Below are 12,523 nucleotides of genomic sequence, written 5' to 3'. Positions count from 1 at the left end.
TCGGATGTGCGCAAGAACAAGTCAGCCCGCCAACGGAGGGTGACATGAAATACGCAATCCAGGCGGCGATCCTCGCGGCCTCTTTGTTCGGCGCAATGGGAGTGGCTTCCGCGGATTCGATCCCCGGCATGCGCGGCCACGATCACACCGGCATCACCGTGCCGGACATGAAGCAGGCCGTCGATTTCTTCACCAATGTCGTCGGCTGCAAGAAGGCGATGTCCTTCGGGCCGTTCGCCGACGACAAGGGCACCTTCATGCAGGATCTGCTTGGCGTCGATCCGAAGGCGGTGATCGAGGAGATCACCTTGGTGCGCTGCGGCTATGGATCGAACATCGAGCTGTTCAAATACACGGCGCCCGACCAGAAGGATTTGACGCCGAAGAACAGCGATATCGGCGGCTTCCACATCGCCTTCTATGTCGACGACGTCGCCGCGGCGAAGACCTATCTCGAGGGCAAGGGTGTGAAGACACGCATGGGGCCGCTGCCGGTCAACGAAGGGCCGGCCGCGGGCCAGACTATCCTCTATTTCCAGGCGCCCTGGGGCCTGCAGCTCGAGGCCATCAGCTACCCCGAAGGCATGGCGTATGAGAAGGGTGCCGAGACGGTGCTATGGAGTCCGAAGGATCCGAGCAAGTGAGCCGATGCTCGCGAACGGGCGATCGTTCAATTGTGAAACTTTAAGCTTGAAATAGTTGCCCGGCAGCGCGATAGTGACTTTTGGAATCGCCTGCCTTGCCGGCGGTTCCCAATGCCTTAGAGCGTTCACGCAATTCCGGACGGAAAACCGCTACGCACTTTTCCTGGAATTGCTCTAGAGGAGATCGCAAGACATGAAGGTTGCGGTTCTCGGCGGCGGACCAGCCGGGCTCTATTTTGCCATTTCGTTCAAGCTGCGCGACGCCGCGCATGAGGTGACGGTCTATGAACGCAACCGACCGGACGACACGTTCGGCTGGGGCGTGGTGCTGTCGGCGGAGACGCTGGAAAACCTGACCAGGAACGATCCGGTCAGCGCCGTCTGGATCAAGAAGCATTTCGCCTATTGGGACGACATCGCCGTTATCCATGACGCCGTGCGCACCGTATCCTCCGGCCACGGCTTCTGCGGCATCGGCCGCAAGCGGCTCTTGGTCCTGCTGCAGCGCCGCGCGCGCGAGCTCGGCATCAAGATGATGTTCGAGACTGAGATATCCGATCCCAAACCGTTCATGGAAACGCATGACCTGGTGGTTGCGGCCGATGGGCTGAACTCGAAATCCCGGGCCGCCTTCGCCGATGTATTCAAGCCCGATATCGACACCCGCAAATGCAAGTTCGTGTGGCTCGGCACCACGCAGAAATTCGACGACGCCTTCACCTTCATCTTCGAGAAGACGGAGCATGGCTGGGTGTGGGCGCATGCCTACCAGTTCGACAGCGAGACCGCGACCTTCATCGTCGAATGCAGCGAGCAGACCTGGGCTGCATTCGGCTTCGGCCAGATGACGCAGCAGGAATCGATCGCGGTCTGCGAGCGCATTTTTGCAAAGCATCTCGGCGGTAATCCGCTGATGACGAACGCCAACCACATCAGAGGTTCGGCCTGGATCAATTTCCCGCGGGTGCTATGTGAGCGCTGGTCGTACAAGAACCTGGCGCTGATGGGCGACGCTGCGGCTTCAGCGCATTTCTCGATCGGCTCCGGCACCAAGCTCGCGCTGGAAAGCGCGGTGGCGCTCGCCGACTACATCGACTCCGAGCCGGACCTCGAGGCAGCCTTCCGCAAATATGAGGATGCGCGGCGCACCGAGGTGCTGAAGCTGCAATCGGCGGCGCGCAATTCGCTGGAATGGTTCGAGGAAGTCGAACGATATCTCGGGTTGGATCCAGTTCAGTTCAACTATTCGCTGCTGACCCGCTCGCAGCGCATCAGCCACGAGAACCTTCGCCTGCGCGATGCCGAATGGCTGGCGGGCGCCGAGGAATGGTTCCAGCGCAAGGCCGGCGCCGGCGGCAACATGCTGCGCCGCGCGCCGATGTTCGCGCCGTTCAAGCTGCGCGACATGGCACTCACCAACCGCATCGTCGTCTCGCCGATGGCGCAGTACAAGGCGGTCGACGGCTGCCCGACCGACTGGCATTTCGCCCACTATGCCGAGCGCGCCAAGGGCGGCGCGGGGCTCGTCTATGTCGAGATGACCTGCGTCAGCCCGGAAGGGCGCATCACGCCTGGATGCACCGGTTTCTACAAGCCTGAACACGAGATTGCCTGGAAGCGGCTGGTCGATTTTGTCCATGCCGAGACCGAGGCAAAGATCTGCGCCCAGATCGGCCATTCCGGCGCCAAGGGTTCGACCCGCCTCGGCTGGGAAGGAACGGACGAGCCGCTGCCTTCCGGCAACTGGCCTGTGATGGCGCCGTCGGCCGTGCCGTGGTCGCCGAAGAACCAGGTGCCGAAGGCGATGGACCGCGCCGACATGGACATGGTGCGCGACCAGTTCGTCGCCTCGGCGGAGATGGCCGAGCGCTGCGGCTTCGACATGCTGGAGATCCATGCCGCGCATGGCTACCTGCTGTCGGCCTTCATCACGCCGTTGACCAACCGGCGCACCGACGAGTATGGCGGCTCGCTTGCGAACCGCATGCGCTATCCGCTGGAGATCTTCCACGCGGTGCGCGCCGTGTGGCCGGCCGAGAAGCCAATCTCGATGCGCATTTCGGCCAATGACTGGGTCGGCATCGAAGGTGTGACCCCGGCCGACGCGGTCGAGATCGCCAGGTTGCTGCGTCAGGCCGGCGTCGACCTCTGCGACGTCTCGGCCGGGCAGACTACCATCGCCGCCAAGCCGGTCTACGGCCGCATGTTCCAGACGCCGTTCTCCGACCGTATCCGCAACGAGGTCGGCATGGCGACCATGGCGGTCGGCAACATCTATGAGCCGGACCATGCCAACTCGATCCTAATGGCCGGCCGCGCTGACCTGGTGGCACTGGCCAGGCCGCATCTCACCGATCCCTACTGGACCCTGCATGCGGCGGTGACGCTTGGCGACCGCGGCGTCAAATGGCCGGATCCTTATCTGCGGGGACGCGACCAGATCTACCGGTTGGCGGAGCGCGAAGCAGCGGCGGGGCTGAAGGTATGAGCGCTGCGCGCGAGATTGCCGGCAAACATGCGCTGGTCACCGGCGGCGGTACAGGCGTCGGCCGTGCCATCGCGCTGGCGCTGGCGGAAGCCGGCGTGAACGTCACCATCTGCGGGCGACGCGAAGCAGCACTTGCTGAGGTCGCGAAGGAAAGCGACCGGATCTTCCCTGTCGCTGCGGATGTTACGAATGAAGCCGAGATGACTGCCCTCCACGATACGGCGGAAGCCGCCCGCGGACCGTTCGATATCGTGGTCGCCAATGCCGGCATGGCCGGCAGTGCGCCGGCGCAAAAGACCGCACTGGCCGACTGGCAGCGCACGCTCGACGTCAACCTCACCGGCGCCTTTCTGACGGTGAAGCCGCCACTGGCCGGTATGCTCGCGCGGAAGACAGGTCGCATCGTTTTTGTCGTCTCCACCGCCGGTCTGAAGGGCTACGCCTATGTCGCGCCTTACGTTGCTGCCAAGCATGGCGTCGTCGGACTGATGCGGGCACTGGCCGCCGAGACCGCCAAGTCGGGCGTGACCGTGAACGCCGTCTGCCCCGGCTTCATCGAAACGGACATGCTGGAGGAGTCGGTCCAGCGCATCGTCGAGAAGACCGGCCGCTCGGCGGACGACGCTCGTGCAAGTCTTGCAACGACAAATCCGCAGGGGCGGTTCATCCAACCCGAAGAGGTCGCCTCGGCGGTGCTTTGGCTGTGCAGCGACGCCGCACGATCGATCACCGGGCAGGCGATCTCGGTCTCAGGGGGCGAGACATGGTAGCGGGGCCGACCTCCACCGGGCCGGGCAAGGAGAGGCTGCGGCTGTGGATACGCCTGCTGCGCGCCTCGCGCACCATCGAGGCCGAGCTGCGCGAGCGGCTGAAGAAGGAATTCGACACCACGCTGCCGCGCTTCGACGTGATGGCGGCGCTCTACCGCTCGCCCGAAGGCATGCTGATGAGCGACCTGTCGCGTTTCTTGCTTGTCTCGAACGGCAATGTGACGGGCATCGTCGACCGGCTGGTTTCGGAAGGTCTGGTGACACGGGCGCGCCGCAATGGCGACCGCCGCACCTCGATGGTGCGTCTGACCGAGGAAGGCTCGAAATCCTTCGCCGCGATCGCCGCCGCGCATGAGAATTGGGTTGGCGAGCTGCTCGGCACTGTCAGCGAGGACGAGGCGCGCCAGTTGACCGGCATGCTGAAATCGTTCCGCAGCAATTGGGAGGGACGCGAATGAGCGCCATGGCAAAGCTCAAGCCAAAACACTTCCTGTGGCAGGTCGAAGGCAAGGTCGCGAAAATCCGGCTCGACCGGCCGGAACGCAAGAACCCGCTGACCTTCGACAGCTATGCGGAGCTCCGCGACACGTTTCGCGAGCTCGTCTATGCCGAAGACGTCGATGCCGTGGTCTTCCTGCCCAATGGCGGCAATTTCTGCTCGGGCGGCGATGTCCACGACATCATCGGGCCGCTGGTCAAAATGGACATGAAGGCGATGCTGGCCTTCACGCGCATGACCGGCGACTTCGTCAAGGCGATGCTCAATTGCGGCAAGCCGGTCATTTCCGCCGTCGACGGCGTGGCCGTCGGCGCCGGCGCGATCATAGCCATGGCCTCCGATATCCGGATCGCCACGCCGGAGGCAAAGACCGCCTTCCTGTTCACCCGCGTCGGGCTCGCCGGCTGCGACATGGGCGCCTGCGCGATCCTGCCGCGCATCGTCGGCCAGGGCCGCGCCGCCGAGCTGCTCTACACCGGCCGCACCATGAGTGCTGCCGAAGGCGAGCGCTGGGGGTTCTACAATCGCCTGGTCGAGCCGGCGGCGCTAGAGGGGGACGCGCTCGACATGGCGGCGCGGATCGTTTCCGGCCCGACCTTCGCGCATGGCATCACCAAGACACAACTCAATCAGGAATGGTCGATGGGCCTCGACCAGGCGATCGAGGCGGAAGCGCAGGCGCAGGCGATCTGCATGCAGACCGGCGATTTCGAACGGGCATACAAGGCGTTCGTCGCCAATGAAAAGCCGGTGTTCGAGGGGGATTAGCAATGAACGGTTTTCGCCCAGGCACCCCCCTCTGGCCTGCCGGCCATCTCCCCGGCAAGGGGGGAGATCAGTTGATCGCAACGCTTTCGCCAACCACCAAAGTCTCAGGAGGGACGGCGAGGCCAGAACTGCCAATCTCCCCCCTTGCGGGGGAGATGGCCGGCAGGCCAGAGGGGGGTGTGAAGGAACGAGGCGCGGGAGGAAAAATCCATGCCTGACCGCACCTTCCTCTCGTGGCCCTTTTTCGAAGAGCGCCACCGCGCGCTCGCCGAGCAGCTCGACGCCTGGTGCGCGAAAAACCTTCCCATTGACCATCACGATGTCGATGCCGCTTGCCGCGATCTCGTGGCGAAACTTGGCCGGGACGGCTGGCTGAATCCGACGGCGCTCGACCCCACCAATCCCGGGCCGCTGGACGTGCGCACTCTCTGCATCACGCGCGAGACGCTCGCCCGCCACGATGGCCTTGCCGACTTCGCCTTCGCCATGCAGGGGCTGGGCACCGGCGCGATCACGCTGTTCGGCACGCCGCACCAGCAGTGCTGGCTTGAAAAGACGCGGGCTGGCCAGGCGATCTCGGCCTTCGCGCTGTCGGAGCCGCGCTCGGGATCGGACGTCGCCAACATGGAGATGACGGCAGTCCGTGACGGCGGCGACTATGTGCTTTCCGGCGAAAAGACCTGGATCTCCAATGGCGGCATAGCCGACCTCTATGTCGTCTTTGCCCGCACCGGCGAGGCGCCGGGCGCGAAAGGGATTTCCGCTTTCGTCGTGCCGGGCGACGCCAAGGGACTTGGCATTGCCGAGCGGCTCGAGGTGATTGCCCCGCATCCGCTGGCGCGGCTTTCCTTCGACAATGTGCGCGTTCCGGGTTCCGCGCTTATTGGCAAAGCTGGCGATGGTTTCCGCATAGCCATGTCGGTGCTCGACGTCTTCCGCTCGACCGTTGGCGCGGCCGCCCTCGGCTTTGCGCGGCGGGCGCTGGACGAAAGCGTCAAAAGGGCGGCCGAGCGAAAACTGTTCGGCGCGCCGATGGCGGAGCTGCAGATGGTGCAGGGCCATATCGCCGACATGGCGCTGGATGTCGACGCCGCGGCGCTCCTCATCTACCGCGCCGCCTGGACCAAGGACATGGGCGCGGCGCGGGTGACACGCGAGGCGGCGATGGCGAAGCTCTTCGCCACCGACAAGGCGCAAGAGGTGATCGACAAAGCCGTGCAGCTGCATGGCGGCGACGGCGTGCGCAAGGGCCACATCGTCGAGAGCCTCTATCGCGAGATCCGGGCGCTGCGCATCTATGAGGGCGCCTCGGACGTGCAGAAGGTGGTGATCGCCAGGCAGGTCATGGGAGCGGCATGAGACCCTTGCGGACCGCAGTTGAAACCGGGGGAAGCTAGACATGCACACCATTTTGCAGCCGGAAGGCTGGGCCAAACCGATCGGCTACGCCAATGGCGTCGCGGCGCATGGGCGACTGGTGTTCGTCGGCGGCCAGGTCGGCTGGAATGCCGAATGCAAGTTCGAGACCGACGATTTTGTCGGCCAGGTGCGGCAGACGCTCGCCAACGTTGTCGCGGTGCTGGCCGAAGCGGGCGGCGAACCCCAGCACATCACCTCGATGACCTGGTATTTCACCGACAAGGCCGAATATCTTGCCAATCTGAAGGGGATTGGCGAGGCCTACCGGGCCGTCATCGGCCGGCATTTTCCGGCGATGGCCGCCATGCAGGTGGTGGCGCTGGTCGAGGACCGGGCCAAGGTGGAGATACAAGCGATGGCGGTTATTCCGGAGTGAGGGGCGGCCGGCCCTGATTTCCCAATAGCAGACCAATTGCTGGCGCTGCCCTGGGCGACCAACTTTCGACGCTGGCGCTGCCCCTCATCTGGCTGCCGCCATCTTCTCCCCGTGAAACGGGGGAGAAGGGTGCTGTTGTCGCCGATTTCGCCAATTGCCAACGGCGCAGGGTAAGCGCCGCGTTGGCAGCCAGCCTCTTTCTCCCGTTAACGGGGAGAAATGCCCGGCAGGGCATTGAGGGGCAGCGCCACGTCCCAAGCAGATGCTAATTTGGCTCAGCGACCATATTGCGAGAGGCATTTCCCAACAGCTTGGCTACCGCCACAATCTGTGATCAGATGATCACGCCCGCTTTGGCGGGTTTGCATTCGCACATAGACTTTGCCGGCACCCAAGGAAAGCAAAAGCGTGGCTCTGGGCTTCGAACCCGTATCGGGACGCATCACGGTCCAGGATGGCGTCTACCAGCAGCTTCGCCATGCCTTGATGGTTGGCAGCTTCGATCCCGGTCAGGTGCTGACCATTGCTTCGCTGGCCGAGGCTTTCGGGACCTCGAACATGCCGGTGCGCGAGGCCTTGCGCAGGCTCGCGGCGGAGAACGCGCTGGAGATCTCGCAGAACGGCTCGGCCTGCGTACCGGTGGTGACGCGGGCGCGGCTCGACGACCTCTGCCGGGCCCGGCTCGCCGTCGAAGGGCTGGCCGCCGAGCTTGGCGGGCCGCGCCTGACCGCGGCCGATATCGCCTCGCTGCAAAAGGTCACCGACGACCAGCAGGCGATCGGCCGCGACGGCAGCATCTATGAGTTGATAGCCAAGAACCAGCAGTTTCACTTCACCATCTATCGCGCCTCCGGCTCGGACGTGCTGTTCCAGCTGATCGAGACGCTGTGGCTGCGCTTCGGCCCTTACATGCGGCTCTTGTCCAACCATGTCGCGCCGCTGATGCGTGCCGGCACCATGGAGCCTTCGGGCAGGCATGCCGCGATCATTGCCGCGCTTAAGGACAAGGATTTCATCCGCGCGCGCGACGAGGTGGTGGCCGACATCACGGCGACGCGGGAAACCTTGCGCGCGATCTGCCCTGACGTGCCCGAGCCCCGCGCAGTCGATTTCGCGGCCTTCGGCAAGGCACCCTGACCGGGGGCGCGTCGGCCATCTCCGCAGCGATCTGGCGGCGTCTCGTGGACCAAAGATTGCTGCGCGCTTCTTCGTCGCCGTCCGGCGTTTCTTCCCTGCTGCCGATTGATCCCTGCCCGATTTTGTGATCACATGATCACAAGGGAGCGAGAGACAGCAAATGTCCGGCTATTTTCTCTATCATTCGATCGGCACTTTCCCCGGCAAGGCCGAGCAAATGGCCGCCGCGCTGGCTGAATTTTCCGGCGTCTGGTCGGCAGAGAATGACGTCCAATGGCCGGCCGCGCTGGCCGCACGCCAGCGCTTCATCGATGCCTGGACGCGATTGATCGAGGCCCCGCAGGGCACGTTGACAACGGCCGAGAATGTCACGGCCGCGCTCTACAGCCTGATCGGGGGCCTGCCGGCCGAGCGCCTCGCGGGAAAGCGGCTGCTGGTCGCCGGCGATTGCTTCCCGAGTTTGCATTTCCTGCTCGCCGGCCTTGCCGAGCGCTTCGGCTTCTCACTCGATACCGTACCGCTGCGGGCGGGCGAAAGCTGGGTGCGCGACGAGGATTTCATTGATCGCTGGCAGGACGATGTCGGGCTCGCGCTCATCACCTTCGTCACCTCGACGGCCTCGCATCGCTGCGATGTCGGGCGGCTTGCCGCGCATGGCCGCGCCATGGGCAGCATTGTCGGGGTCGATGTCACGCAAGGCATCGGCGTGGCGCCGTTTTCGGTTGCCGAAACGCCGGTCGATTTTGCCGTCTCGACTTCGCTGAAATGGCTGTGCGGTTCCTCCGGCGCGGGCATATTGCAGGTCGCGCCGGAATTGCTTGCGACCTGCCGGCCGGAGCTGCGCGGGTGGTTCAGCCAGCCGAACCCGTTCTCTTGGGATCTCGATGCCTTCGCCTATGCCGACGATGCGCGCCGCTTCGACCATGGCACGCCGGCGATCCTCGCCAGCGTCGCCTCGCTGCCGGGGCTGGAATGGGTGGAGAAGACCGGCATCGACGCCATCCGCGCGCAGAACACCGCGCTCGTCGAGCGCATCATCGGCGCGGCGCTCGACAATGGCTGGACGCTGCGTTCGCCGCTCGACGCCGGTGAGCGCGGCGGCAGCGTCATGCTCGGCCTGCCGCAAGGCGTGGAACCGGCGAAAATCATCGCAGCCCTGCGCAACGAGCGGCTCTACTGCGACGCCCGCGGCACGACGCTCAGGCTGTCGCCCGGCATGGTGACCACGGAAGCGGCGGTCGATGCGCTGATTGCGAGGCTTGAGGAGCATATCGGTTCGCGGCATCGCCGCGCATCCTGATTTCAGGCACCGCCTCGCCTGCGACGCCTGGGAGTTGGGCGCCGGAAGAAGCGGAAGAGGAAATGAGTCACTTTCGACGTGGCCGAACCAGAGGGAAGCACAATGTTGAAACGTCTTGGACTGATTGGGGTGGTGATTGCCGCGGGCGTGGCCTTCGCGGCGCCCGCCTTTGCCGACAAGATCATGGTGGGCGCCTACCCGGCCAACCCGCCATGGGAATACAAGACCGATTCCGGCGGCTTCGAGGGCTTTGAGATCGACGTTGCCAACGACGTCGCCAAGCGCATCGGCGCCGATGTCGAGTTCCAGGACCTAGGCTTCCAGGCGCTGTTCGCGGCGACCGCTTCGGGCCGCATCGACTTTGCCGTGTCCTCGATCTCCGTCACCAAGGAGCGGCTGCAGAACCAGGGCTTCACCCAGCCCTATTACGACAGCGACGGCACGATCGTCGGCAAGGCGGATTCCGCCATCAAGTCGCTCGACGACCTCAAAGGCAAGACCATCGGCGTCATCGCCGGTTCGACCGGCGAGGCCTATATGAAGGAAAACGCCGCCAAGCTCGGCGTCACCGAGACCAAGAGCTACAACGCCCAGCAGGACCTTTTGCTCGACGTGCAGAACGGGCGCATCGACGGCGGCGCCGGCGAGCTCGCCGGCTTCCTGTTCGCCATCAAGCAGATGCCGGCGCTGAAAATCCTGGTGCGCATCCCGACTGGCGAGCGCTTCGCGATGATGACCAAGAAGGGCCACCCGCTGCTCGAGAAGGTGAATGACGCGATCACTGCGATGAAGAAGGACGGCACCATGGCCGCGATCCACAAGAAGTGGTTCGGCGTCGATCCGGAAGCCGGCACCAGCACCGTGACGCCCGGTCCGATCCCGCAATAAGCCGGCGAACTATCGCCGCGGGAGCGCCGGCCAGGCCGGCGCTCCCGCTTCCACCCTTCAGGCCCGCGAAGGCGGTGGGCTTGGCATTGCCTTCATGGTGAGCCGATGGAACTGATCGACACCTTCTTCAACTGGGGCATCCTGGTCCGATCCTTTCCGATCCTGATCCGCGGACTGGGCAACACCATCCTGCTCGGCTTGGCGGCCATCGTCTTCGGCACCGTTGCAGGCCTCGCGATCTGCTTGGTGCGGCTCTACGCGCCGAAGCCGTTGAGACGGCTGGCGACGCTATATATCGACATGTTCCGCGCGCTGCCGATCCTGGTGGTGCTGATCCTGATCTATTACGCCCTGCCCTTCGTCGGCATCCGCCTGTCGTCCTTCGTGTCAGCCGCGCTCGCGCTGTCGCTGGTGCTCGCGGCCTTCACGGCGGAAGTCTGCCGCGCCGGCATCCAGAACATCCCGAAAGGCCAGTTCGAGGCGGCGGCAGCACTCGGCCTGCCCTTCTGGGTCGCCATGCGCAAGGTGGTGCTGCCGCAGGCGATCCGCGTCGTCATCCCGCCGCTGACCAGCAATTGCGTCTCGGTGTTCAAGGACACTGCGCTCGCCTCCGTCGTGGCGATGCCGGACCTCTTGAAACAGGCGACCGACGCGCAGGCGCTGATGGCCAACCCGACGCCGCTGATTGGCGCTGCGATCATCTATCTCGCCTTCCTGTGGCCGCTGGTGCGGCTGGTCGGCTATCTCGAAGAGCGCGGCAAAGCCCGGTCTGCGCACTGATCCCACTTGAAATCGATGACCTGAAGGAGACGCCTCGTGAACCAGCACCATGTTTCGAAAGCGCAGGAGGGCGCCGCCTCGTTCCCAGTCGAAAAAGTCCGCTCCATGTTCCCTGCGCTTCAGCGGGCCGGCGACTTCATCTTCATGGACAACGCCGCCGGCGCGCAGATCCCGCAAAGCGTGCTCGACGCTGTAACCAACCATCTGGTGGGACACAATGTGCAGCGCGGCGGCCGCTATGGCCGCAGCGTCACGGTCGACCAGTCGGTCGCCGACGCACGCCAAAGCGTGGCGCTTCTGATCAACGCCTACAGCCCGTCCGAAATCTGCTTCGGCATGAACGCCACCTCGTTCATCCGCCTGGTCAGTCTCGGCATCGGCCAGATGCTTGCCAAAGACGAAGATGGGGGACGCGACGAGATCGTCGTCACCGATATGGATCACGACGCCAACATCGCCACATGGCTGGCGCTGGAATCCAATGGCGCCAAGTTCAAATGGTGGCGCATGCGCGAGGACGGCAATCTGCATGTCGACGACCTCAAGCCGCTGGTGTCGGAGCGCACCCGCCTCGTCGCCTGCACGGTGACCGCGCATTCCATCGGCTCGATCGTCGATGTCGCTTCGGTGGCGAGGATCGCGCATGCGGCCGGCGCGGAAGTGTTTCTGGACTGCGTGCATTACGGGCCGCACGGGCTGATCGACGTGCAGGCCTGGGAATGCGACTATCTCGTCTGTTCCGGCTACAAGAATTTCTCGCCGCATATGGGCTTCCTGTGGGGCCGCTTCGAAACGCTGAAGCGGCTGCCGACCTTCCGCGAGGATTTCATTCCCGACGAGCCGCCCTACAAGGTCGAGGCCGGCACCTTCATCTACGAGAATGTCTCCGGCATGGACGCGGCGGTGCGCTACCTGGAATCGGTCGGCCGCAATTTCCTGCCCGAAAACAACCGCTCGCGCCGCGACAACATCGTCGCCGGCATGAACGCCATCCGCGATTACGAGTTGATGCTGGCGCGCGAGATGCTGAAGGTGCTGAAGGATTGCAATGCCACGATATACGGCGTCGCAGACGAGGCGCGCATCCATGAGCGCGTGCCGACCTTCTGCTTCAACATTGGCAAGCTGTCGCCGCAGCGGATCGTCGAGGAGATGGCCGCCATGCAGATCGGCATCCGCGACGGCCATATGTATGCGCCAAGGTTGATGAAGCGGCTAAACCTGTCCATGGACAGCGGCGCGATCCGCGCCTCGCTGGTGCACTACAACACGGTCGAGGAAGTGCGCCGGTTTGGCGAAGCGCTGCGGGCGATTATTGCGAAGTTGGCGTAAGTTGATTTCGTGGCGAAATGTCGGCGGGACAGCACCCTCCTCTGTCCGGCAGGACAGAGGAGGTGTGAAGGAACGCGGCACCACAGGCACCTTCTCAATCCCCCTATCCCAGAAGCTCCGCT

At 64.3% G+C, this 12,523-nt stretch carries 12 protein-coding genes; all 12 read left to right on the top strand.

Annotated elements, in window-relative coordinates; genetic code table 11:
• Nucleotides 1–44: 44 nt before the first annotated feature.
• The 12 genes from O7A05_RS08805 to O7A05_RS08750 all read left to right on the top strand — a co-directional run bounded on the left by O7A05_RS08805 (nucleotide 45) and on the right by O7A05_RS08750 (nucleotide 12,401).
• Entirely contained in the window at nucleotides 45–644 is a 600-nt protein-coding gene (locus O7A05_RS08805; protein ID WP_337092599.1) for a VOC family protein, read from the top strand.
• Between the two features lie 193 nt (nucleotides 645–837).
• Nucleotides 838–3,132, top strand: coding sequence for a bifunctional salicylyl-CoA 5-hydroxylase/oxidoreductase (locus O7A05_RS08800; RefSeq protein WP_337092598.1), 2,295 nt, complete (start codon nucleotides 838–840; stop codon nucleotides 3,130–3,132).
• Entirely contained in the window at nucleotides 3,129–3,902 is a 774-nt protein-coding gene (locus O7A05_RS08795) for an SDR family NAD(P)-dependent oxidoreductase (RefSeq protein ID WP_337092597.1), read from the top strand. Before O7A05_RS08800 ends, O7A05_RS08795 begins: the two co-directional genes overlap by 4 nt.
• The gene (locus tag O7A05_RS08790; RefSeq protein WP_337092596.1) at nucleotides 3,896–4,360 is read left to right on the top strand and encodes a MarR family winged helix-turn-helix transcriptional regulator; all 465 of its coding nucleotides are present in this window, start codon (nucleotides 3,896–3,898) and stop codon (nucleotides 4,358–4,360) included. Before O7A05_RS08795 ends, O7A05_RS08790 begins: the two co-directional genes overlap by 7 nt.
• Complete coding sequence (locus O7A05_RS08785) at nucleotides 4,357–5,169, top strand: enoyl-CoA hydratase family protein (RefSeq protein WP_337092595.1); 813 nt, start codon at nucleotides 4,357–4,359, stop codon at nucleotides 5,167–5,169. The genes O7A05_RS08790 and O7A05_RS08785 overlap by 4 nt, the downstream gene beginning before the upstream one ends.
• Nucleotides 5,170–5,379: 210 nt before the next feature.
• Complete coding sequence (locus O7A05_RS08780) at nucleotides 5,380–6,528, top strand: acyl-CoA dehydrogenase family protein (RefSeq protein WP_337092594.1); 1,149 nt, start codon at nucleotides 5,380–5,382, stop codon at nucleotides 6,526–6,528.
• 40 nt (nucleotides 6,529–6,568) lie between these two features.
• Nucleotides 6,569–6,964, top strand: coding sequence for a RidA family protein (locus tag O7A05_RS08775; protein ID WP_337092592.1), 396 nt, complete (start codon nucleotides 6,569–6,571; stop codon nucleotides 6,962–6,964).
• Between the two features lie 408 nt (nucleotides 6,965–7,372).
• Nucleotides 7,373–8,101 (top strand): GntR family transcriptional regulator, encoded by a 729-nt coding sequence (locus tag O7A05_RS08770; protein WP_337092590.1) that lies wholly within the window; start codon nucleotides 7,373–7,375, stop codon nucleotides 8,099–8,101.
• A 160-nt stretch (nucleotides 8,102–8,261) separates the two neighbouring features.
• Nucleotides 8,262–9,401 carry an aminotransferase class V-fold PLP-dependent enzyme gene (locus O7A05_RS08765; protein ID WP_337092589.1) on the top strand — a complete coding sequence of 380 codons (1,140 nt, stop codon included), beginning with the start codon at nucleotides 8,262–8,264 and terminating at the stop codon, nucleotides 9,399–9,401.
• A gap of 102 nt (nucleotides 9,402–9,503) precedes the next feature.
• Nucleotides 9,504–10,289, top strand: a complete 786-nt coding sequence (locus O7A05_RS08760) for a substrate-binding periplasmic protein (protein ID WP_337092588.1) — start codon at nucleotides 9,504–9,506, stop codon at nucleotides 10,287–10,289.
• Nucleotides 10,290–10,394: 105 nt separating this feature from the next.
• On the top strand, nucleotides 10,395–11,069 hold the full coding sequence (locus tag O7A05_RS08755) for an amino acid ABC transporter permease (protein WP_337092587.1): 675 nt from the start codon (nucleotides 10,395–10,397) through the stop codon (nucleotides 11,067–11,069).
• 36 nt (nucleotides 11,070–11,105) lie between these two features.
• Nucleotides 11,106–12,401, top strand: coding sequence for a cysteine desulfurase-like protein (locus tag O7A05_RS08750; protein ID WP_337092586.1), 1,296 nt, complete (start codon nucleotides 11,106–11,108; stop codon nucleotides 12,399–12,401).
• Nucleotides 12,402–12,523: the final 122 nt, after the last annotated feature.

Source organism: Mesorhizobium argentiipisi (SeqCode) (assembly GCF_037179585.1).
Lineage (GTDB): Bacteria > Pseudomonadota > Alphaproteobacteria > Rhizobiales > Rhizobiaceae > Mesorhizobium > Mesorhizobium argentiipisi.
Note: the sequence above shows the minus strand (reverse complement) of the source record. Positions and strands in the feature narration are given on the sequence as shown.

Bases quoted from the DNA above. Each gene is read 5' to 3' on its own strand.
- O7A05_RS08805 (WP_337092599.1), top strand. From the start codon at position 45: ATGAAATACGCAATCCAGGCGGCGATCCTCGCGGCCTCTTTGTTCGGC.
- O7A05_RS08800 (WP_337092598.1), top strand. From the start codon at position 838: ATGAAGGTTGCGGTTCTCGGCGGCGGACCAGCCGGGCTCTATTTTGCC.
- O7A05_RS08795 (WP_337092597.1), top strand. From the start codon at position 3,129: ATGAGCGCTGCGCGCGAGATTGCCGGCAAACATGCGCTGGTCACCGGC.
- O7A05_RS08790 (WP_337092596.1), top strand. From the start codon at position 3,896: ATGGTAGCGGGGCCGACCTCCACCGGGCCGGGCAAGGAGAGGCTGCGG.
- O7A05_RS08785 (WP_337092595.1), top strand. From the start codon at position 4,357: ATGAGCGCCATGGCAAAGCTCAAGCCAAAACACTTCCTGTGGCAGGTC.
- O7A05_RS08780 (WP_337092594.1), top strand. From the start codon at position 5,380: ATGCCTGACCGCACCTTCCTCTCGTGGCCCTTTTTCGAAGAGCGCCAC.
- O7A05_RS08775 (WP_337092592.1), top strand. From the start codon at position 6,569: ATGCACACCATTTTGCAGCCGGAAGGCTGGGCCAAACCGATCGGCTAC.
- O7A05_RS08765 (WP_337092589.1), top strand. From the start codon at position 8,262: ATGTCCGGCTATTTTCTCTATCATTCGATCGGCACTTTCCCCGGCAAG.
- O7A05_RS08760 (WP_337092588.1), top strand. From the start codon at position 9,504: ATGTTGAAACGTCTTGGACTGATTGGGGTGGTGATTGCCGCGGGCGTG.
- O7A05_RS08755 (WP_337092587.1), top strand. From the start codon at position 10,395: ATGGAACTGATCGACACCTTCTTCAACTGGGGCATCCTGGTCCGATCC.